Genomic DNA, 20,119 nt, shown 5'->3' with positions numbered 1-20,119 from the left:
GCCGGAACGGGCCGTGCGGGTCAGGCGCTCTGCGCCGCCTGCGCGGCCCGCGCGCGTTCGGTCGTGGCGATCGTGGCCGAGCCGACCACGCGCGTGCCGTCGTACAGCACGATCGCCTGGCCCGGGGCCACGCCGCGGACCGGCTCCGCGAAGGCCACCCGCAGCTCGTCGCCGACGAGCTCGGCCGTCACCTCGGTCTCGCCGCCGTGGGCGCGCAGCTGGGCGGTGTACGTGCCGGGGCCCTGCGGGGCCGCGCCGCACCAGCGGGGGCGGATGGCGGTCAGGGCGGCGACGTCCAGCGCCTCCACCGGGCCCACCGTCACGGTGTTGTTCACCGGCGAGATGTCCAGGACGTAGCGCGGCTTGCCGTCCGGGGCGGGGTGGCCGATGCGCAGGCCCTTGCGCTGGCCGATCGTGAAGCCGTACGCGCCCTCGTGCGTGCCCACCTTCGCGCCGGTCTCGTCGACGATGTCACCGTCGGCCTTGCCGAGGCGCTTCGCCAGGAAGCCGCGGGTGTCGCCGTCGGCGATGAAGCAGATGTCGTGGCTGTCCGGCTTCTTCGCCACGGCCAGGCCGCGGCGCTCCGCCTCCGCGCGGATCTCGTCCTTCGTGGTGACCGTGTCGCCCAGCGGGAACATCGCGTGGGCGAGCTGCCGGTCGTCCAGCACGCCGAGGACGTAGGACTGGTCCTTGGCCATGTCGCTGGCGCGGTGCAGCTCGCGCGTGCCGTCCTCGTTGACGAGGACCGTGGCGTAGTGGCCCGTGCACACCGCGTCGAAGCCGAGCGCGAGCGCCTTGTCGAGCAGCGCCGCGAACTTGATCTTCTCGTTGCAGCGGAGGCAGGGGTTGGGCGTGCGGCCCGCCTCGTACTCGGCGACGAAGTCCTCCACGACGTCCTCGCGGAAGCGTTCCGCCAGATCCCAGCAGTAGAACGGGATGCCGATCACGTCCGCGGCGCGGCGGGCGTCGCGGGAGTCCTCGATCGTGCAGCAGCCGCGGGCGCCCGTCCGGAACGACTGCGGGTTCGCGGACAGCGCGAGGTGCACGCCGGTCACGTCGTGCCCGGCCTCGGCGGCGCGGGCCGCGGCGACGGCGGAGTCGACACCGCCGGACATGGCGGCGAGCACGCGGAGCCCCTTGCGGGGGGCGTTGAGGTCGGGAGCACCGGGGAAGTCAGTCATAACCCTTCCAGGGTACGGGGGCGACCGGCGTCGTGGCGTCCGGGTTTCCGGGGGTGCCCGTACGACGGGGCCCGGCGATCTTCTCCCGCCGCGACGGCGGGACACCCCCACGGTCCTATCCGGCGGCGCCCAGCCGCCATCAGGCCGTCCGGCACCGCCGGAGAACGCCGTCCTGGTTGCGCGCCGCTGCGGCGGAAGGAATTCGCCGGACCGGCGGTGCCTGGCCGGCCTGCGGTGGTCACGGGGCGGAACCGGGGGCCGGATCGTGAGCGTTGGGGTGGGGAGGGGACACGGCACTCGGGGGTGGGATGGGCGCGGAGCGGATTTCCCGGCGGCGGGTGCTGGTCGGCGGGGCCGGGATCGTCGTGGGGGCCGGCACCGCCGGGTACGCCGGGCGGGACGAGGTCCGGCGCTGGTGGTGGCGGGTTTCCGGGCGGGAGAGACCCCGTACGGACGGAGCGGTCGACCACGCCGGCGCCGAGTGGGCCGCCGCCTCGTCCGCGAACTGGCGGCGCGCGTCGCGGCCGGACGACTACGACGTCGACCGCGTCGTCGTCCACGTCGTCCAGGGCGGCTACGACGACGCCCTCCGCGTCTTCCGCGACCCCCTGCACGAGGCCGCCGCGCACTACGTCGTCCGCAAGGACGGGCACGTCGCGCAGACCGTCCGCGAGCTGGACGTGGCCTTCCACTCCGGGAACCGCGCCTTCAACGAGCGCAGCATCGGCATCGAGCACGAGGGCTACGTGGACCGCCCCGCCGGCTTCACGGACGCCATGTACACCGCCTCGGCGCGCCTCACGGCGGACATCTGCGCCCGGTACGGGATCCCCGTGGACCGCACGCACATCGTCGCCCACTCCGAGGTGCCGGGGACGGATCACACCGACCCCGGCCCCCACTGGGACTGGGAGCGCTACCTGCGGCTCGTCACGCTCGCAAAGGAAGCAGCCGCTAGCTGAGGCCCGCCGTGCGCGCCCGCTCCACCACGGGGCCGATCGCGTCCACCACGGCCGCCACGTCCGCCGCCGTGGACGTGTGCCCCAGGGAGAAGCGGAGCGTGCCGCGGGCCAGGTCCGCGTCGGTGCCCGTGGCGAGGACGACGTGGCTCGGCTGGGCCACGCCCGCCGTGCACGCGGAGCCCGTGGAGCACTCGATGCCCTGGGCGTCGAGGAGGAGCAGCAGGGAGTCGCCCTCGCACCCGGGGAAGGAGAAGTGCGCGTTGGCGGGCAGCCGGCCGGCCGGGTCGGGGTCGCCGCCCAGGACGGCGTCGGGGACGGCGGCCCGCACCCCGGCGATCAGCTCGTCGCGCAGGGCACCGACCTCGCGGGCGAAGTCCGCGCGCCGGGCGGCGGCGAGCTCGCCGGCGACGGCGAAGGCGGCGACCGCGGGCACGTCGAGCGTGCCGGAGCGCACGTGGCGCTCCTGGCCGCCGCCGTGGAGCAGCGGCACGGGCGCGTACTGGCGGCCCAGGAGCAGCGCGCCGATCCCGTACGGCCCGCCGATCTTGTGCCCGCTGACCGTCATGGCGGCGAGCCCCGAGTCGGCGAAGCCGACGTCCAGCTGCCCGACGGCCTGGACGGCGTCCGCGTGCAGGGGCACGCCGAACTCGGCGGCAACCGCGGCGAGTTCGCGCACCGGCATGACGGTGCCGATCTCGTTGTTGGCCCACATCACCGTGGCCAGGGCGACGTCCCCGGGCCGGCGGGCTATGGCCTCGCGCAGCGCGTCGGGGTGGACCCGCCCGTGGGAGTCGACGGGGAGGTACTCGACGGTCGCGCCCTCGTGGGTGGCGAGCCAGTCGACGGCGTCCAGCACGGCGTGGTGCTCGACGGGGCTGGTGAGGACGCGCGTACGGGCGGGGTCGGCGGCGCGGCGCGCCCAGTACAGCCCCTTGACGGCGAGGTTGTCGGCTTCGGTGCCGCCCGCGGTGAACACGACTTCGCTGGGGCGCGCGCCGAGCGCCGCGGCGAGGGACTCGCGCGCCTCCTCGACGGTGCGGCGCGCCCGCCGCCCGGCGGCGTGCAGCGAGGAGGCGTTTCCGGTGAGGGCGAGCTGGGCGGTCATCGCCTGCACCGCCTCCGGGAGCATCGGGGTGGTGGCGGCGTGGTCGAGGTAGGCCATGGTGGGCACGATTCTACGAGGCCGGGTCCGGAACCGTACCGGGCGTTCCGGCCCGGGGCCGTCCGTACAGTTCCGCGGTCGCCGCGGCCGCCTCCGCCAGGTCCGCGCGGACCTCCTCCGGGGAGAGGACCTCGACGTCGGGGCCGAAGGCCAGCAGGGTGCGGGCGGCGCGGGGGTCGGTGAAGAGGAGTTCGACGGTGGCGGGGTCGCCGGCGGAGGGCGGGGCCGCGACGGCGGAACCGAGGAAGCGCAGGAACAGGTCGAGCCGGGAGCGCCGTACGGCGGCCGTCACGCGCACGTCCGCGGGCCGCTGTTCGACCTCGCGCCGGAGGAGCTCCCAGGCGTCGGCGAGTTCGACGCCGGCCCGGCGCCGCACGGCGTCCGCGGTGACGGTCACGGCGGCCATGCGGTCGGCGCGGAAGAGCTGCGGGCGGGCCCGCCGGTCGGCGACGAGGTACCAGACGCCGGCCTTGGCGACGAGGCCGTAGGGGTCGACGGTGTACGTACGGGTGTGTTCCTGGCCGCCGTGCCGGTAGCGCAGGCGCAGCCGCCGGTCGGCGAAGACGGCGGTCTGCAGTGCGCCGACGTCGACGGCAGGGGCCGGTGCGGGGCCGCCCAGCCAGCGGACGGGGTCGACGAGGATGCGGCGGCTGGTGGCTTCGGCGGCGGGGCGGTGCGGGGCGGGCAGGGCGGCCATGACCTTGCGCAGGGCGGAGCCGAGGGCGCCGTCGAGGCCGAGGTCGGCGAGCGTGCTCCGGGTGGCGAGGACGAACAGGGCGCGGGCTTCGTCGGCGGTGAGGCCCGTGACGTCCGTGCGGTAGCCGGGCAGCAGCGCTATGCCGCCGTGCCGGCCGCGCTCGGCGTAGACGGGCACGCCGGCGGCGGACAGGGACTCGACGTCGCGGTAGACGGTGCGGACGGACACCTCCAGGCGGTCGGCCAGCTCGCGGGCGGGCACGCGGCCGCGGGTCTGGAGGAGCAGGAGGATCGACAGCAGGCGGTCGGATTTCACCGCTCAAGGATCGCCTGCGGGGGTGGGGAAAACCTGACGGCCGTTGTCAGGTTATGGCGGGATGCTCTGCGTGTTCTCCCAACGGATCTCTCCTTGCGAATGGAGTCGCCATGACCGGCGCGCCCACCCTCTCCGACCCCCGCCCCCTGATGGAGCGCGCGGTCGCCCAGGTCGCGGCCCTGATCGAGGCCGTGCCCGCGGAGCGGCTCGGGAACCCGACGCCGTGCGCGGAATTCGACGTGCGGGCCCTGCTGGGGCACCTCGTGGCCGGCGTGCAGGACGCGGCGCAGCTCGGCGAGACCGGCACGCTGAAGAGGAGCGGCCCGCCCGCGGACGTCGCGGACGACGGCTGGGGCCGGGCCTACGGGGCGGCGCTGGCCCGGCTGAGGGCGGCCTGGGCGGACGACGCGACGCTGGAGCGCCCGGTGACCGTGGAGTGGGGGACATTCCCGGGGGCCGTGTACCTGGCGTCGGGGGTGGTGCTGGAGAGCGTCACCCACGCCTGGGACCTGTCGCAGGCACTGGGGCACCCGCTCCCCCTGGACCAGGAGCTGGCCGGACTGGTGCTGGACCCGGCCCAGCGGTTCCTGCCGGCGGACCGGCGGGGCGAGGAGGTGCCGTTCGGGGCGGTGCGGCCCGCGCCGGAGGGTGCGGACCCGTATACGCGGCTGGCGGCGTGGCTGGGCCGCGAGGTCGCCTAGCCCCGCCGTGAACCCGCGGCCTCAGCGCCGCGGGGCGGCCGCCAGCTGCCGGGACTGGGCCACGAGCCGGTCCTCGCTGTCCCAGACCTCGGCGTCCTCCTCCAGGAAGCCGCCCGCGAGGTTGCGCGTGGTGATGGCGATGCGGACGGGGCCGGGCGCGGGCCGGCAGCGGATGTGGGCGGTCAGCTCGACGGTGGGCACCCAGCCGCTCAGGCCCATCTCGAACGTCGTGGGCGGCAGGGCGTCGACGGCGAGCAGCAGGGCGAGCGGGTCCAGGGGGCGGCCGTCGGCGAGCCCGAACCAGCCGCGCATCTCGCCGCGGCCGCTGGGCGCGCCGGCCGCCCAGCCGGCGGTCGCGGGGTCGAGGCGGATGTCGAGGCGGCGGGCGATCTCGGCGAGGGGGTGGGAGCCGTCGCCGTGCTCCTGGCCGAGGCAGTGCTCGTACGGGGGGAGGGCCGGCGGCTTGGCCGTGGTGCGGACGTCGTCGCTGAGGGCGCCGAGGTCGCCGTAGGTGGCGAGGACGCGGATCCGCTCGATCTCGCTGCCGTCCGCGTCGTACTGGAGGAGGGAGGCCTGGCCCGTGGAGAGGGCGCGGCCGGTGCGCACGGTCTGCGTGCGGACGACGGCGGGGCCGGGCCGGCTCACGGAGAGGTAGTGCGCGGTGATGGTGAACGGGTCGGCGTGGGGCAGTTCCCCGGCGAGGCCCCGGCCGAGCACGGCCAGGAGGAAGCCGCCGTTGACCGCGCCGCCGATGGTCCACCCGGCCGGGAGCCCGGCCTCGTACGTGCCGGGGCCGCGCCGGGTCAGCGCGGTGTCGCGGTCGAATTCGCTGTCACCGATGGTTGCCTGTGCCATGCCGGTCACGCTACACCCGGGAGTTACTGACCGGTAGGTTCTGAGTGAAGGATCAACGACCCGGACCTACCGGACGGCGCCGCGCCCTCACGCCTCTTCCGTGGCCGCGCTCCGCCGGTGCCACGCCCGCGGCGCCCGCCAGTTGAAGCGCATCGCGAGCAGCCGCAGGACGAACGCCGTCACCACGGGCACCGCGTACGCCGCGCCGTCCAGCGCGCCGAAGCGGAGCAGCAGCGCGGCCAGCGCGGCGCCGACCATGGCCGGCACGGCGTACAGGTCGCGGTCCCAGCGCAGCAGCGACGGCACCTCGTGCGCGAGTATGTCGCGCAGCACGCCGCCGCCGACCGCCGTGGCCATCCCGAGCGTCGTGGCGAAGACGAGGCCGAGCCCGTGCCCGTACGCCTTGACCGTGCCGGTGACGCAGAACAGCCCGAGGCCCGCCGCGTCGAAGACCCCCACCGCCTTGGTGATCCGCTCGACCTCCGGGTGCAGGAAGAAGACGATCACCGTGGCGAGCAGCGGGGTGAGGAAGTAGCCGAGGTCGGTGAAGGCCGCGGGCGGCACGGCGCCGATGATCACGTCCCGGATCAGCCCGCCGCCCAGCGCCGTGACCTCCGCCAGGACCGCCATGCCGAAGACGTCGAAGTTCTTCCGCACGGCGAGCAGGGCGCCGGAGATCGCGAAGACGAAGATCCCCGCGATGTCCAGCGAATGCTGGACGGAGGGACTGAACAGGTCGGTGAGCACCAGACATTCTTACTCGGCCCGGACGCCGTTTCGGACGCTCACCCTCCGGCAGCCGCCGGCGCGGCCGCCTCCGGTGCGTTCTCCGGGTGGTGGCAGGCCACCTGGTGGCCCGGCTCCAGCGCCAGCAGCGGCGGCTCCTGCACCGTGCACACGTCGGTCGCCTTCCAGCACCGGGTGTGGAAGCGGCAGCCGGACGGCGGCGAGATCGGCGAGGGCACGTCGCCCTTGAGCAGGATCCTCTCCCTCTTCGTGCGCCGCTTCGGGTCAGGCACCGGCACCGCGGACAGCAGTGCCTTGGTGTAGGGGTGCATCGGCTTCGCGTAGAGCGAGGAGCGGTCGGTGAGCTCCACGAGCTTGCCGAGGTACATGACGGCGATGCGGTCCGAGACGTGGCGGATGACCGACAGGTCGTGCGCGATGATCACGTACGTGAGCCCGAGCTCGTCCTGGAGGTCGTCGAGCAGGTTGACCACCTGGGCCTGGATCGACACGTCCAGCGCGGAGACCGGCTCGTCGGCGACGACGAGCTTCGGCTTGAGCGCGAGCGCCCGCGCGATGCCGATGCGCTGCCGCTGCCCGCCGGAGAACTCGTGCGGGTAGCGGTTGTAGTGCTCCGGGTTGAGCCCGACGAGCTCCAGCAGCCGCTGGACCTCCTTCTTCACCCCGCCCTCGGGCGCGATGCCCTGGAGTTTGAAGGGCGCACCGACGATGGTGCCGACGGTGTGCCGGGGGTTCAGCGACGAGTACGGGTCCTGGAAGATCATCTGGATGTCGCGGCGCAGCGGGCGCATCCCGGCCACGCCGAGGTGGCTGATGTCCTTGCCGCGGAACGTGACGCGGCCCCCCGTCGGCTCCAGCAGCCGGGTGATCAGCCGCCCCATGGTGGACTTCCCGCAGCCGGACTCCCCCACCACGCCCAGGGTCTCCCCCGTGCGGACGTCGAAGGTGAGGCCGTCCACGGCCTGGACGGCGCCGACCTGCCGGCGCAGCAGCCCCTTGGTGATCGGGAAGTGCTTGACCAGGCCGTCGACCGTGAGGAGGGCCTCGGGCCCGTCGGACGGCGCCTGCTGCCCGGGAATCGTCATCGCGTGGTCCTCGTGGTCCTCGTGGTCGTCATGTCCTCGTGGGCCTCACGGGCCTCGTGCTCCTCGTGAGCCCTCACAGCTTCGGTGCAATCTCTTCGGTCCAGATGCGGGTCCGCTCCTCCTCGGCCATGTGGCAGGCGGACCAGTGCTGCCCGCCTCCCGGGCCTCCCGCGCCGCCACCCTCACCGCCGCCGGCAGCGGCCCCCGTCACCAGCCGCAGTTCCGGCCGCTCCGTACGCGTGATCCCGTCCGCGGGCACGTCCGCGTACGGGCAGCGCGGGTTGAAGGCGCAGCCGGAGGGGATGTTGATGAGGCTGGGCGGGGAGCCCTTGACGGGGATCAGCCGTTCGGTCTGCTCGCGGTCGATGCGCGGCATGGAGCCGAGCAGGCCCCAGGTGTACGGGTGCCGGGGCTCGTAGAAGACCTTCTCGGCGGGCCCGCGCTCCACGCAGCGGCCGCCGTACATGACGAGGATGTCGTCGGCCAGCTCGGCGACGACGCCGAGGTCGTGGGTGATGACGATGACGGCCGAGCCGAACTCCTTCTGCAAGTCGCGGATGAGGTCGAGGATCTGCGCCTGGACGGTGACGTCGAGAGCGGTGGTCGGCTCGTCCGCGATGAGCAGCTCGGGGTTGTTGACCAGCGCCATGGCGATCATGGCGCGCTGGCGCATGCCGCCGGAGAACTGGTGGGGGTAGTCGTCGACGCGGCGGTCGGGCTGCGGGATGCCGACGCGGTCCAGCAGCTCGACGGCCCGCTTGCGGGCGGTCTTCTTGTCCGCGTCGCCGTGGTGCACCCGGTACGCCTCGACGATCTGGTGGCCGATCGTGAAGTACGGGTGCATGGCGGACAGCGGGTCCTGGAAGATCATCGCCATCTCGCGGCCGCGTAGCCGCCGCACCTCGTCGGGGTCGGCGCTCATCAGCTCCTTGCCGTCGAGCCAGATCTCGCCGGAGATCCGGGCCTTGCCGCGCCCGTACTGGCCGACGGTGTGCAGGCCCATGATGCCGAGCGAGGTGACCGACTTGCCCGAGCCGGACTCGCCGACGATGCCGAGCGTCCTGCCCTTCTCCAGCTGGAAGGAGAGCCCGTCGACGGACTTGACGAGGCCGTCGTCGGTGGGGAAGTGGATGCGCAGGTCGCGCACGTCGAGGAAGGCGGTGGGGGGCTCCCCCGGGCCGGGGCCGGAGGCGGGGCTCGGGGCGGGAGCGGGGGCGGTGGTCACGAGAGCCTCACTCGGGGGTCGATCACGGCGTACAGGAGGTCCACGACCAGGTTGGCGAAGACGACGGCGGAGGCCGTGATGAGCGTGACGCCGAGGATCATCGGCAGGTCGCGTTCGTTGATGGCCGCCACCGCGGCCTGGCCGAGGCCGGGCAGGCTGAAGGCCGTCTCGGTGAGGATGGCGCCGCCGACCAGCGCCCCGAGGTCCATGCCGAGCACGGTGAGGATCGGGGTCATGGTGGAGCGCATCGCGTGCTTGCCGATGACGACGGGCTCGGCGAGCCCCTTGGCGCGGGCGGTGCGGATGTAGTCCTCGCCGAGCACTTCCAGCATGGTGGCGCGGGTGAGCCGCGCGTACATCGCCGCGTAGAGGAAGGCGAGGGTGACCCAGGGCAGGATCAGGCCGCCGAACCAGCTCCCGGGGTCGTCCCCGAAGGAGGTGTACTCGCCGCCGACCCAGCCGAGCTTGTACTTGAAGACCGCGAGCGAGAGCAGGGCGGTGAAGTAGATCGGCAGGGAGACGCCGCTGAGGGCCACGGTCATGGCGGTGCGGTCCCAGACGGTGCCGCGCTTGAGCGCGGAGACGACGCCGGTCAGGACGCCGCCGGTGACCCACAGCACGCAGGCGCCGCCGGCGAGCGAGAGGGTGACGGGCAGCCGGCTCGTCAGCTCGGGCCAGATGGGGCTCTCGTGGCGGAAGGAGTAGCCGAAGCAGGGGGCCGGGCAGTGGACGGAGTCGTTCGCGCTGGCGTAGTCCCGGCCGGCGAAGATCCCCCTGACGAAGTTCCAGAACTGCTCCAGGATCGGCTCGCCGAGCCCCAGCTTCTGCCGGATGCCCTCGATGGCCGCCGGGTCGGCCTGCTTGCCGACGTACATCAGCGCGGGGTCGGACCCGGTGAACTTCGGGATCGCGAAGAAGATGCCGAAGGTCACGAGGATGACCACGAGCAGCATCACGATGACGGCGAACAGCCGCCTGACGATGTAAGCGAACACTGCGGTCGGCCCGGCGGCGGCCCGGAGGCGCCCCCCTGGGGAAGAGGGGGGCGTCCCCGGCCGTCGCGCTCGGCCCTCACCTGCCCTTCGGGCCTAGCGGCGGGTGCGCCGGCGGAGCGGACGGACTGTCACCACTGGCGTGGTCATTTGACGACGCCCAGCGAGGCGTAGTCGTAGCGGCCGTTGTAGATGTCGGCCGTGTAGACGTTGGTCAGCCGGGAGCTGCGCCAGATGATGTTCTTCTCGTAGGTGAAGGGCAGGTACCAGGCGCCCTCCATGACCTTCTTGTTGGCTTCCTGGTAGAGCTTCCCGGCCTTCTCGACGTCGGTCTCCGCGATGGCCTCGTCGAAGGCCTTGTTGACCGCGGGGTCGTTGAGCTCGGGGTAGTTCTGGTTGCCGCTCTCCTGGATGAAGCGGCCGTCGGCGATGGGCTGGAGGAAGCCCTGGCCGCTGGGGAAGTCGGAGCCCCAGCCCATGATGATGATGCCGTAGCCCTTGGCTTTGACGTTCCCCGGCGAGCCGATGATGCCGGTGGACTGCGCGCCGTCGTACTTGTCGATCTGCGCGTCGATGCCGATGGCCTTCAGCGACGCCTGGAGCGACTCGGCCGTGGCGACCTCCTGCATCTTGTTGTTGCGCACGGCGATCGTCGTCTTGAAGCCCTCGGGCTTGCCGCAGGCCTTCAGCTCCTCCTTGGCCTTGGCCACGTCGGGCTTGCCCTGCTTCATGTTGAACGGGTCGTAGCCGGGGTCGAAGCCCTTGACGGCCGGCGGCAGCATGCTGATGCCGATGTCGCCGCCCGCCTGGGGGCCGCCGCGGGCGGTCTGGAGCGAGGTGTGGTCGGCGCCGTAGATGACGGCCTTGCGGCAGTGCTCGTTGTCGAACGGGGCGACGGTCTTGGGGAAGGACGCGTAGCGGATGAAGCCGGTCTGCGGGTTGTCGACGTTGCCCTTGTGCTCCTTGAGGGCCTTCTGGCGGCCCGCGGAGCCCATGCCGGTGGCGTTGATGTCGAGGTCGTAGTCGCCCTTGATCAGCCGGTTGTCCATGTCGTCGGCGTTGGTGATCAGCGTGACCGAGATCTTGTCCGGCAGGGCCTTGCGGACGCTGTCGGAGTCCTTGTTCCACTTGTCGTTGCGGACCAGTTCGAGGCCCTTGTTCGGGCTGTACGAGACGAACTTGTACGGCCCGTTGGAGAACGGCTTCTGGCCGTAGCGCTCCGCGGTGTCCTTGTCCGGGCGGACCGGGGCCGCGGCGGGCATGGCCAGCATCTGGAGGAAGTCGCCGTTGGGCTTGGGGAGTTTGAAGACGATCGTCTTGTCGTCCGGCGTCTCGATCGCCTTCAGCCCGAGCTTGTCCTTGCTCTCGTCCTTGTACGGGCCCTTGTACGTCTTCTCCGGGTCCAGGACCTGCATCAGCCAGGTGGGGCCGCCGGAGATCTTGTCGGTGGCCCAGATGCGCTCGATGCCGTACTTGATGTGCTGGGCGGTGACGGGCTGCCCGTCCTCCCAGGTCAGACCGGGCCGCAGGGTGAAGGTGTAGGTCTTCTTGTCGTCCGAGACCTTGCCGGTGTCGGTGGCCATGTCGGGCACCAGCGTGGTGCTCTCGCCGCCGGCGGCCGGCTTCGGGCTGATCAGCGTGCGCGTGTAGTAGCGGGCGAAGTCCCACATGAATCCGTAGTAACCGCGCTGCGGGTCCCAGGAGTCGGCGTCCTGCGTGCCGATGAACTTCAGCTCGCCGCCCTTCTTCTCGGAGGCGCCCGCGATCTTGTCGACCCCGGCGTTGAAGCCCGCGCCCTTGCCCTCCCCGCCACCGTCCTTGCTCCCGCCACCGCCGCCGCAGGCGGCCGTCGTGACCAGGGCCGCGACCACGAGGGCCGCGCCGGCGGCGGACCTGCGCATCGGAGTTCTCTGTGTTCTCAAGGTGTCGCGACCTCCGTGATCGTCGCCGCCCGGGAACGGGCCGGCGGGTTTGCGGACGTAAGCCTCCTGACGGACCGACAGGGGCGGTGGGACACGAGTGGGACGGCGGATGCGGGCCCCGGCGGGCGCTAGCGCGACCCCTTGGGGTCCAGGGCATCCCGGACACCGTCGCCGAAGAGGTTGAACGCGAGGACGGTGACGAAGATGGCGAGACCCGGGATGATCATGAAGAGCGGGTCCGCCTCGTAGTGGTCCACGGCCCTGGCGAGCATTTCGCCCCACGATGCCGTGGGGGGCTTGACTCCGGTACCGAGGAAGCTGAGGGCGGCCTCGGTGAGGACGTTGGTGGGGATCATCAGCGTGGTGTAGACGGTGATCGGCGCGACCAGGTTGGGCAGCAGCTCGCGGAAGAGGATGTAGCCGCGGCCGGCGCCCAGGCTGCGCGCGGCCTCGACGTACTCCCGCTCTCTGAGCGAGAGGGTCTGGCCGCGCACGATGCGCCCGATGTAGGGCCAGCCGAAGAAGCCGATGACGGCGATCAGCACCCCCATGCGCACGCCCGAACCGGTCAGGCCCCAGAGGGAGTCGGGGACCACGGACACCAGCGCGATGATGAACAGCAGCTGGGGGAAGGCCAGCAGAAGGTCCATGACCCGGCTGATCAAGGCGTCGACCCAGCCGCCGAAGAAGCCGGCGACGATGCCGAAGACGGTGCCGATGACGACCGCGACGACGGCGGACAGGAAGGCCACGAGGAGCGAGACCCGGGCCCCGTAGACGATGCGGCTGAAGACGTCGCGCCCGTTCGTGGGTTCGACGCCGAAGAGGAAGTCCGAGTTGATGCCGCCCCAGCTGCCCTTGGGCGTGCTGAAGAGGGGGTCGATCTGGTCCTCGTGGAACTCGTTGGGCGGGTGGCCCAGCGCGCTCACGATCAGCGGTGCGAAGACCGCCACGAGGATGAGCAGCACCACGACGGTGCCGCCGGCCAGGGCGAACTTGTCGCGCCTCAGCCGGATCCAGGCGATCCGCCACGGGGACCGGCCCTCGATGGCCTTGACCGGGAGGTCGGCGGCGAGGTCGACGGCAGCGGTCTGCGCCGCGTCCGTGTCGTGCAGTGGTGCCGTCATCGTCTGGTGGACCCCCCTCGGCCGGCACGCGCCGGTCCAACCCCGCCGCGGATACGGCTGGTTCACATCACTGGTGCGAAAGGTGCGAGAAGTGCGATGGTGCGAGAAGTTGCGGGCCGTGCATGCGAAAAGCTGCGGGACGTGCACGCGGAGCAGGTCGTACGCGGGAGCCGGGGTCCTCGTTGCGCAGGACCCGGAGTCCTTGTGGCGGGAGTCTTCAACGGCCCGGCGATCACCCGCCAGACCCGGTCGGCAAAGGATGCGCAACCGTGATGTGTGCAGAGGAATTCCGTTATACGGACAACGGTGGTCGGCCTACGGGGCGCGGGGCGGGCCGCCGGGCCCGCCGGACCTCCGTCAGTAGGCCCCGGTCTGCGGCGGATAGCCGTAACCGGAAGGCGCGGCGGGCGCGCCGTGGGCGTCGCGGTCGTAGAACGGGCGGGCGTTGGCGCGCATCCACATCGCGACCGGATCGTGCTCGTCCGCCATCGCGACCGTGGACACCGGCAGGCCGTCCGGCACCGCGCCGATCGACTGCTGCATCATCAGCCGCACGGACTCCACGGACCCCGGCGAGGTGTCGTACAGGTCCAGGCCGATCGCCAGGTACGCGCTGCCGAGGGCGGGCTGCACCCAGGCGCGGCGCAGCGAGCGCACCGCGGGGGTGCGGTGGGCGTTCTGCCCCAGGAGGGCGTAGAACTGCGGGATCTCCACGCCGGGCTCGCTCACGCGCAGCGGCCCGGCCGGCAGCCGGTCCAGGCCGCCGGCGATGCGGCGCAGGTCGAGCCAGGGGATGCCGACGCCGCCGCCGGGCGCGTGCGGGTTGAGCCACAGGCCCCAGCGGCCGGGGTAGAGGGCTTCGGCGACGGCGCGGCCGGAGATCACCTCATGGGCGCGGTTCCAGCCGCTGGCGGCGAGCTCCTGGGCGGACGTCACGCACGGGGCGTAGCCGAGGCCTTCGACCTCCATGTTGCCGTACTGGGCGTCGGGCGAACCGGCCTGGCCGTGCCAGAGCAGCATCCAGACCCGGCCCTCGGCCAGCGACCGCAGCAGCTCCTCGTACGCGTCGTACCGGCCGGGCGCCACTTGGCGCAGCATCTGCTCCACGCCGCTCTCCGCGCCCGCGCTCACCTGGGTCCGCCTCTTCTCTCGGCCTTGACTGCTGCTGCGACCCGGGGAGCGCCGGTGCGCCCCCGTGGTCGTCCGACCAGCTTACGAGCCCGCCGCGGCGGACAGGGGAGGAGTCACAGGTCGCGGTCGTAGAACGGGCGGATCCGCTCCCGCATCCAGTCGCCGACGGGGTCGCGCGCGACGTCGAGGAAGACCAGCTGGACGGGCCAGGGCACGGGCACGGAGCCGAGGGCCCGGCCGAGGGCCTCCAGCGCGGCGGTGCGGCTCTCCGGATCCGGCAGGTCCAGCTCGACGCCGATGAACAGCGCCGGGCCGGCGCCCTCGACGCTGGCGAGGGCGCGGCGCGCCGTCCGCACGACGCGGGCGGCGGTGAACTCCAGGCCCGCGGCGGCCAGGAAGGCCGTCGGCTCGTCCTGCCAGTCGGGCTCGAAGAGCCGCACCCGGCCGCCGGTGGCGTCGCCGTCGAGGGCGGTGCGGCCGGCCCGGCACAGCTCGGCGACGGCCGGCGGGGGCAGCGGCGCGCCCACGGAGCCCTCGGGGTTGACGACGATGCCCACCTGCGGGGGCAGGCCGCGGGCGAACTCGACGGCCGGGGCGACCGCGTACGGCATGCGCTCGCCCGCGACGCGCAGGAGCTCGCCCTCGGAGCTGAAGACGGGCACGAAGGCGGCACCGCCGAGCTCCAGCGTGGGCACGTCGAGGTCGGGGCTGTCCTGGCCGCCGCCGGCCGGAAGCGGAATCCAGACGTGGCTGCGGCCGAGCACCTCCACGATGCGCGGGCCCGCGCCGGGCACGCCCACGGAGGCGGCGAGCACCTCTTCGAGCTCGTTGGCGGGCCAGCCGGGCGCGCTGCCCGCGGGCACACCGGGCACGGGTGCGCCGCTGCCGGCGGGGGCCGGGGTCCAGCCGCCGTGCTGCCCGGGGATGCTCATCTCGTCCAACTCGTCCAACGCCGTCCAACCACCGTCTCGACAAGGCCGCACCCGCACCCTAACGGCTGAACCCCCGAAGACTCCCGCCGGCTGCCGAAATCGGCGGTGATGTCCCAGGTCAGAGGGGGCCGGGGAGGCAGTCACCCACTCCTGTCACGGCACTGACCGTGTCCCCCGGGTTGCGCAGCGCCACCACGCGTCCCACGGTGATCGAGCAGCCGCCCGACAGCCGAAGGGACCTCCAGCATGCGTGCCAACAAGCTCGCCGCATCAGCGATAGCCGTCGCCGCCTGCGGATCCGTCGCCGTGGCCGTCGCAGGGCCCTCCCTCGCCGCGGTGAACGCACCCGACCCCGACATGTCCGTCGTCGTGACCGTCCCGTCCGAGGCGCCGAAGTCGGGGGCGGCGGCCCAGCAGCAACAGCTCGACGCGGTGGGGCAGCTGGGGGAGGCGCTCACCCTGGTCTCGCGGATCGGCAAGGAAGCCCGGTCGAAGACGCCGGACGTGGCCGCGCTCAAGGACATGCAGCAGCGGCTGCGGGCGGCGACGGGGCACCTCTCGGACTCGCTGCGGCAGTCCCCGCCCACCAGGGGCCGCACGGCGACGGACCCCGTGGGCGACGTCCAGGACCTGCTGAAGAAGCTGGGGGCGGCGGTCCAGAAGCTGATCGACGCGGCGGGGAAGAACGACACGGCGGGCACCCAGGCGGCGATCGGTGAGGCCCTGGCCGTCGTGAAGGACCTCCTGGCCAGGCTCCCGCTGACGGGAGCGGGAAACGGCATGCCGCTGCCGGCACCCCTGCCGCTGTAGGCCGGGCCTTCCACGGGGGCCTTCCGCCGGGGCCCTCCCCGTAGGCCTACGTGAAGGAGATCCCCCGCAGCGCGTCCGCCGCCTCGCGGTCCAGGACCACCGCCGACGCCACCCCTTCCGGGACGGACCGGGCCGTGACCTCGGCGATCAGGCGGGCCATCGCCCGCCGGTGCCGCCCGAACGCATGCGGCGAGACGCCCCGGCCCCGCGCCGCCTGCCCGGCCAGGGCCGTGCCCGGCGGCACGTCGAGGAGCAGGAGGTGGGCCGCGGTGCCCCGGCGGCGGGCGTCGCGCGCGACCCAGCGGCGCACCCACCCCCGCTGCCCGCAGTCGTGCACGACGACGCTGGCGCCGGAGCGCAGGGCGCGCCGCAGCGCCGCGTAGTGGGCGAGCCGGGCGAACGGCCGGTAGGCGCCGTACGGGAGCCAGCCGGGCGCGTGCCGCTCCAGCCGCTCGCGGGCGTCCTGGGAGTCGACGCACCAGACGATCCCCTCCCGCGCGTCCAGCGCGGCCACGGCGCGCCGGATGAGCGTGGACTTCCCGCTCCCGGGCAGCCCGGAGACGATCAGCAGGTCCCCCGCGGGGAAGCGCAGCTCCCGGCGGCCCGCTCCGCCGCGCAGGTCCAGCACCCCGGCGCGGGGCCGGGCCGCCGCGGCCGCACCCACTGCCGGTTCTGCCGGTGCTGTTGATGCCGGTGGCTCTGTTGGTGCTGTTGGTGCTGTCGGTGCTGTTCCCATCGGTTCTGTCCTCCCCCGGCCCGGTCACTGCCCGTCACCAGCCCCTACCCACGGAACGTAAAGGCAAGGTAATCGAATTCGAGGGGCGCCAGGCAGTCCGCAACGCGCCCGTACGTGCAATGATGTGCGCGCCAACTGCGAATCCAACTGCATACCGGCCGCTCGAATCCGCGCGGGAGAGTCCCAGTCAGCACGCCACGCCGTGTTGCCCTGGGCGCCGAAGGAGCAAGTTCCTCCCTTGAATCTCTCAGGCCCCGTACCGCGCGGACGAGGCAGATCTGAAAAGCGGGCCGCATCCTGTGCGGCCCCACCCAAGGTGCAAGCCGGGCTCCCGCGTGTCGCGGCGGCTTCCGGTGAACCTCTCAGGTTCCGATGACAGATGGGGAGGACGTCCTCACTGCCATGTCCGGGAGCCCACACTCATGACCGACACCCCTCGCCGCACCGCCCTCGACGCCCTGCACCGCGAGCTCGGCGCGACGATGACCGACTTCGCCGGCTGGGACATGCCGCTGCGCTACGGCAGCGAGCGCGACGAGCACGTCGCGGTCCGCACCCGCGCGGGCCTCTTCGACCTCTCGCACATGGGCGAGATCACCGTGACCGGCCCGCAGGCCGCCGCCCTGCTGGACTACGCCCTGGTGGGCAACATAGGAGGCGTGGCGACCGGCCGCGCCCGCTACACGATGATCTGCCGTGAGGACGGCGGCATCCTCGACGACCTGATCGTCTACCGCCTCGCCGACACCACGTACATGGTCGTGGCCAACGCCTCCAACGCGCAGACCGTGCTCGACGCGCTGACCGAGCGCGCCGCCGGCTTCGACGCCGAGGTCCGCGACGACCGCGAGGCGTACGCGCTCCTCGCCGTCCAGGGGCCGGCCTCGCCGGGCATCCTGAAGTCCGTCACGGACGCCGACCTGGACGGCCTGAAGTACTACGCGGGCCTGCCGGGCACCGTCGCGGGCGTGCCGGCCCTCATCGCCCGCACCGGCTACACGGGCGAGGACGGCTTCGAGCTGTTCGTCGCCCCCGGCGACGCCGAGAAGCTGTGGAAGGCCCTCACGGAGGCGGGCGCGGACGCCGGCCTCGTGCCGTGCGGCCTCTCCTGCCGCGACACGCTGCGCCTGGAGGCGGGCATGCCGCTGTACGGGCACGAGCTGACGACCGCGACCACCCCGTTCGACGCGGGCCTGGGGCGGGTCGTGAAGTTCGAGAAGGAGGGCGACTTCGTGGGCCGCGCGGCGCTCCAGGCGGCCGCGGAGCGCGCCGAGGCGCAGCCGCCGCGCAAGCTCGTCGGGCTGATCGCCGAGGGCCGCCGCGTGCCGCGCGCCGGCTTCGCGGTGGTGGCCGGCGGCGAGGTCGTCGGCGAGGTCACCTCGGGCGCCCCCTCCCCCACGCTCGGCAAGCCGATCGCGATCGCATACGTGGACGCGGCGCACGCCGCGCCCGGTACGGCGGGCGTGGGCGTGGACATCCGCGGCAGCCACGAGCCGTACGAGGTCGTCGCCCTGCCCTTCTACAAGCGGCAGCGCTGACCGTCCCCGCCGACGGCAGCACTGATCGTCCGGAGGCGTTCCCGGGCCCGCCCGGAGATCATCCGGACCGCTCCGTTCTCACCTGTCAAGACCCGTTGCACAAGCACTCACGCGCATCCAGGAGAATCTAGCCATGAGCAACCCCCAGCAGCTGCGCTACAGCAAGGAGCACGAGTGGCTGTCGGCCGTCGACGCGGACGGCGTGGCCACGGTCGGCATCACCGAGTTCGCCGCGAACGCGCTCGGTGACGTCGTCTACGCCCAGCTCCCGGCCGTCGGTGACACCGTCACCGCGGGCGAGACCTGTGGCGAGCTGGAGTCGACCAAGTCGGTCAGTGACCTGTACTCCCCGGTGACCGGTGAGGTCACCGAGGCCAACCAGGACGTCGTGGACGACCCCGCGCTGGTGAACTCCGCCCCCTTCGAGGGCGGCTGGCTGTTCAAGGTGAAGATCACGGACGAGCCGGCGGACCTCCTCTCCGCCGACGAGTACGTCGCCCTCACCGCAGGCTGACCTCGCCCTCACCTCCTCCTCCGCCCAGGAAGTCCAGGAAGAACTCATGTCGCTTCTGAACAGCTCCCTCCATGAGCTCGACCCCGACGTCGCCGCCGCTGTCGACGCCGAACTCCACCGCCAGCAGTCCACCCTCGAGATGATCGCGTCGGAGAACTTCGCTCCGGTCGCGGTCATGGAGGCCCAGGGCTCGGTCCTCACCAACAAGTACGCCGAGGGCTACCCCGGCCGCCGCTACTACGGTGGCTGCGAGCACGTCGATGTCGTCGAGCAGATCGCCATCGACCGGATCAAGGCGCTCTTCGGTGCCGAGCACGCGAACGTCCAGCCGCACTCCGGTGCGCAGGCCAACGCCGCCGCGATGTTCGCGCTGATCAAGCCGGGCGACACCATCCTGGGTCTGAACCTCGCCCACGGCGGGCACCTGACCCACGGCATGAAGATCAACTTCTCCGGCAAGCTCTACAACGTGGTCGCCTACCACGTCGACGAGCAGACCAACCTGGTCGACATGGAGGAGGTCGAGCGCCTCGCCAAGGAGCACCGCCCGAAGCTGATCGTCGCCGGCTGGTCCGCGTACCCGCGCCAGCTGGACTTCGCGGCCTTCCGCCGGATCGCCGACGAGGTCGGCGCGTACCTGATGGTCGACATGGCCCACTTCGCGGGCCTCGTCGCCGCGGGTCTGCACCCCTCCCCGGTGCCGCACGCGCACGTCGTGACGACCACCACGCACAAGACCCTCGGCGGTCCGCGCGGCGGTGTGATCCTCTCCACTGCCGAGCTGGCCAAGAAGATCAACTCCGCTGTCTTCCCCGGTCAGCAGGGTGGTCCGCTGGAGCACGTGATCGCCGCGAAGGCCGTCTCCTTCAAGGTCGCGGCCAGCGAGGAGTTCAAGGAGCGCCAGCAGCGTACGCTGGAGGGCGCGAAGATCCTGGCCGAGCGCCTGGTGCAGCCGGACGTCGCCGAGGCGGGCGTCTCCGTCCTCTCCGGCGGTACGGACGTGCACCTGGTGCTGGTGGACCTGCGCAACTCCGAGCTGGACGGCCAGCAGGCCGAGGACCGCCTCCACGAGGTCGGGATCACGGTCAACCGGAACGCCATCCCGAACGACCCGCGGCCCCCGATGGTCACCTCGGGTCTGCGGATCGGCACGCCGGCGCTGGCCACCCGCGGCTTCCAGGCGGAGGACTTCCGTGAGGTCGCCGAGATCATCGCCGCAGCGCTGAAGCCGTCCTACGACGCGGAGGCCCTGCGCGGCCGCGTCACGGCGCTCGCGGACAAGCACCCGCTGTACCCCGGCCTGAAGTAACACATAGGCATCCGATTCACCCGAAGGTACGGGGCACCGGGCACACTGAAGAGTGAGCGCCCGGTGCCCCGCGCCGCGCGCCCCGCGCACACCACCGGGTGCGCCCCCGAGCTCGACCCCGAGTCCGGCGCCCGGCACCACCGCGTTCCACCCCGTACGACCCCGTACCACCTCCAAG

General features: G+C 72.7%; 19 protein-coding genes and 1 riboswitch. Of the genes, 6 read left to right on the top strand and 13 right to left on the bottom strand.

What is annotated here, in order from left to right; translation table 11 throughout:
- Nucleotides 1-20: 20 nt before the first annotated feature.
- Nucleotides 21-1,181 carry a tRNA 2-thiouridine(34) synthase MnmA gene (gene mnmA / locus PS271_RS20870; RefSeq protein WP_398383690.1) on the bottom strand — a complete coding sequence of 387 codons (1,161 nt, stop codon included), beginning with the start codon at nucleotides 1,179-1,181 and terminating at the stop codon, nucleotides 21-23.
- A gap of 308 nt (nucleotides 1,182-1,489) precedes the next feature.
- Between mnmA and PS271_RS20865 the strand changes: the two genes are divergently transcribed.
- On the top strand, nucleotides 1,490-2,143 hold the full coding sequence (locus tag PS271_RS20865) for an N-acetylmuramoyl-L-alanine amidase (protein WP_398383688.1): 654 nt from the start codon (nucleotides 1,490-1,492) through the stop codon (nucleotides 2,141-2,143).
- On the opposite strand, the gene PS271_RS20860 is transcribed toward PS271_RS20865, so the two are convergent.
- Nucleotides 2,136-3,305, bottom strand: a complete 1,170-nt coding sequence (locus tag PS271_RS20860; RefSeq protein ID WP_398386967.1) for a cysteine desulfurase family protein — start codon at nucleotides 3,303-3,305, stop codon at nucleotides 2,136-2,138. The genes PS271_RS20865 and PS271_RS20860 overlap by 8 nt on opposite strands.
- A 13-nt stretch (nucleotides 3,306-3,318) precedes the next feature.
- Complete coding sequence (locus PS271_RS20855) at nucleotides 3,319-4,317, bottom strand: helix-turn-helix transcriptional regulator (RefSeq protein WP_398383686.1); 999 nt, start codon at nucleotides 4,315-4,317, stop codon at nucleotides 3,319-3,321.
- A 110-nt stretch (nucleotides 4,318-4,427) separates the two neighbouring features.
- Between PS271_RS20855 and PS271_RS20850 the strand changes: the two genes are divergently transcribed.
- Complete coding sequence (locus tag PS271_RS20850) at nucleotides 4,428-5,018, top strand: TIGR03086 family metal-binding protein (RefSeq protein WP_398383685.1); 591 nt, start codon at nucleotides 4,428-4,430, stop codon at nucleotides 5,016-5,018.
- A 21-nt stretch (nucleotides 5,019-5,039) separates the two neighbouring features.
- On the opposite strand, the gene PS271_RS20845 is transcribed toward PS271_RS20850, so the two are convergent.
- From PS271_RS20845 to PS271_RS20805, 9 genes are all read right to left on the bottom strand, one after another.
- A complete protein-coding gene (locus PS271_RS20845) occupies nucleotides 5,040-5,873 on the bottom strand; it encodes a thioesterase family protein (protein ID WP_398383683.1) in 834 nt (277 codons plus the stop codon).
- Between the two features lie 87 nt (nucleotides 5,874-5,960).
- On the bottom strand, nucleotides 5,961-6,620 hold the full coding sequence (locus PS271_RS20840) for a trimeric intracellular cation channel family protein (RefSeq protein ID WP_398383681.1): 660 nt from the start codon (nucleotides 6,618-6,620) through the stop codon (nucleotides 5,961-5,963).
- Between the two features lie 38 nt (nucleotides 6,621-6,658).
- Nucleotides 6,659-7,705 (bottom strand): ABC transporter ATP-binding protein, encoded by a 1,047-nt coding sequence (locus tag PS271_RS20835; RefSeq protein ID WP_398383679.1) that lies wholly within the window; start codon nucleotides 7,703-7,705, stop codon nucleotides 6,659-6,661.
- A 73-nt stretch (nucleotides 7,706-7,778) separates the two neighbouring features.
- Complete coding sequence (locus PS271_RS20830) at nucleotides 7,779-8,930, bottom strand: ABC transporter ATP-binding protein (RefSeq protein WP_398383677.1); 1,152 nt, start codon at nucleotides 8,928-8,930, stop codon at nucleotides 7,779-7,781.
- Entirely contained in the window at nucleotides 8,927-9,925 is a 999-nt protein-coding gene (locus PS271_RS20825) for an ABC transporter permease (RefSeq protein WP_120753838.1), read from the bottom strand. The genes PS271_RS20830 and PS271_RS20825 overlap by 4 nt, the downstream gene beginning before the upstream one ends.
- A 143-nt stretch (nucleotides 9,926-10,068) precedes the next feature.
- A complete protein-coding gene (locus PS271_RS20820) occupies nucleotides 10,069-11,844 on the bottom strand; it encodes an ABC transporter substrate-binding protein (RefSeq protein ID WP_495656757.1) in 1,776 nt (591 codons plus the stop codon).
- Nucleotides 11,845-11,972: 128 nt separating this feature from the next.
- Nucleotides 11,973-12,971: an ABC transporter permease gene (locus tag PS271_RS20815; protein WP_398383673.1), complete on the bottom strand. Its 999-nt coding sequence runs from the start codon at nucleotides 12,969-12,971 to the stop codon at nucleotides 11,973-11,975.
- A 357-nt stretch (nucleotides 12,972-13,328) separates the two neighbouring features.
- Complete coding sequence (locus tag PS271_RS20810; protein WP_398386965.1) at nucleotides 13,329-14,069, bottom strand: enhanced serine sensitivity protein SseB C-terminal domain-containing protein; 741 nt, start codon at nucleotides 14,067-14,069, stop codon at nucleotides 13,329-13,331.
- A 146-nt stretch (nucleotides 14,070-14,215) separates the two neighbouring features.
- The gene (locus PS271_RS20805) at nucleotides 14,216-15,034 is read right to left on the bottom strand and encodes an enhanced serine sensitivity protein SseB C-terminal domain-containing protein (protein WP_398386963.1); all 819 of its coding nucleotides are present in this window, start codon (nucleotides 15,032-15,034) and stop codon (nucleotides 14,216-14,218) included.
- 246 nt (nucleotides 15,035-15,280) lie between these two features.
- On the opposite strand from PS271_RS20805, the gene PS271_RS20800 reads away from it, so the two are divergent.
- Nucleotides 15,281-15,844 (top strand): hypothetical protein, encoded by a 564-nt coding sequence (locus PS271_RS20800; protein ID WP_398383672.1) that lies wholly within the window; start codon nucleotides 15,281-15,283, stop codon nucleotides 15,842-15,844.
- Nucleotides 15,845-15,890: 46 nt separating this feature from the next.
- Here PS271_RS20800 and PS271_RS20795 read toward each other — a convergent pair whose 3' ends face one another.
- Complete coding sequence (locus PS271_RS20795; protein WP_398383670.1) at nucleotides 15,891-16,580, bottom strand: AAA family ATPase; 690 nt, start codon at nucleotides 16,578-16,580, stop codon at nucleotides 15,891-15,893.
- Between the two features lie 163 nt (nucleotides 16,581-16,743).
- A riboswitch (glycine riboswitch) is annotated at nucleotides 16,744-16,852 on the top strand.
- Between the two features lie 150 nt (nucleotides 16,853-17,002).
- On the opposite strand from PS271_RS20795, the gene gcvT reads away from it, so the two are divergent.
- The 3 genes from gcvT to glyA all read left to right on the top strand — a co-directional run bounded on the left by gcvT (nucleotide 17,003) and on the right by glyA (nucleotide 19,941).
- Nucleotides 17,003-18,118 (top strand): glycine cleavage system aminomethyltransferase GcvT, encoded by a 1,116-nt coding sequence (gene gcvT, locus PS271_RS20790; protein ID WP_398383669.1) that lies wholly within the window; start codon nucleotides 17,003-17,005, stop codon nucleotides 18,116-18,118.
- Nucleotides 18,119-18,251: 133 nt separating this feature from the next.
- Nucleotides 18,252-18,632 (top strand): glycine cleavage system protein GcvH, encoded by a 381-nt coding sequence (gene gcvH / locus PS271_RS20785; RefSeq protein WP_398383668.1) that lies wholly within the window; start codon nucleotides 18,252-18,254, stop codon nucleotides 18,630-18,632.
- A 46-nt stretch (nucleotides 18,633-18,678) separates the two neighbouring features.
- Nucleotides 18,679-19,941, top strand: a complete 1,263-nt coding sequence (glyA, locus tag PS271_RS20780) for a serine hydroxymethyltransferase (RefSeq protein WP_194960429.1) — start codon at nucleotides 18,679-18,681, stop codon at nucleotides 19,939-19,941.
- Nucleotides 19,942-20,119 lie beyond the last annotated feature (178 nt).

This window comes from Streptomyces sp. SCA2-17 (assembly GCF_044336695.1).
Note: the sequence above shows the minus strand (reverse complement) of the source record. Positions and strands in the feature narration are given on the sequence as shown.

Bases quoted from the DNA above. Each gene is read 5' to 3' on its own strand.
- PS271_RS20860 (WP_398386967.1), bottom strand. From the start codon at position 3,305: ATGGCCTACCTCGACCACGCCGCCACCACCCCGATGCTCCCGGAGGCG.
- PS271_RS20845 (WP_398383683.1), bottom strand. From the start codon at position 5,873: ATGGCACAGGCAACCATCGGTGACAGCGAATTCGACCGCGACACCGCG.
- PS271_RS20815 (WP_398383673.1), bottom strand. From the start codon at position 12,971: ATGACGGCACCACTGCACGACACGGACGCGGCGCAGACCGCTGCCGTC.
- PS271_RS20800 (WP_398383672.1), top strand. From the start codon at position 15,281: ATGCGTGCCAACAAGCTCGCCGCATCAGCGATAGCCGTCGCCGCCTGC.
- mnmA (WP_398383690.1), bottom strand. From the start codon at position 1,181: ATGACTGACTTCCCCGGTGCTCCCGACCTCAACGCCCCCCGCAAGGGG.
- PS271_RS20865 (WP_398383688.1), top strand. From the start codon at position 1,490: ATGGGCGCGGAGCGGATTTCCCGGCGGCGGGTGCTGGTCGGCGGGGCC.
- PS271_RS20835 (WP_398383679.1), bottom strand. From the start codon at position 7,705: ATGACGATTCCCGGGCAGCAGGCGCCGTCCGACGGGCCCGAGGCCCTC.
- glyA (WP_194960429.1), top strand. From the start codon at position 18,679: ATGTCGCTTCTGAACAGCTCCCTCCATGAGCTCGACCCCGACGTCGCC.
- PS271_RS20850 (WP_398383685.1), top strand. From the start codon at position 4,428: ATGACCGGCGCGCCCACCCTCTCCGACCCCCGCCCCCTGATGGAGCGC.
- PS271_RS20810 (WP_398386965.1), bottom strand. From the start codon at position 14,069: ATGCTGCGCCAAGTGGCGCCCGGCCGGTACGACGCGTACGAGGAGCTG.
- PS271_RS20795 (WP_398383670.1), bottom strand. From the start codon at position 16,580: ATGGGAACAGCACCGACAGCACCAACAGCACCAACAGAGCCACCGGCA.
- gcvH (WP_398383668.1), top strand. From the start codon at position 18,252: ATGAGCAACCCCCAGCAGCTGCGCTACAGCAAGGAGCACGAGTGGCTG.
- PS271_RS20805 (WP_398386963.1), bottom strand. From the start codon at position 15,034: ATGAGCATCCCCGGGCAGCACGGCGGCTGGACCCCGGCCCCCGCCGGC.
- gcvT (WP_398383669.1), top strand. From the start codon at position 17,003: ATGACCGACACCCCTCGCCGCACCGCCCTCGACGCCCTGCACCGCGAG.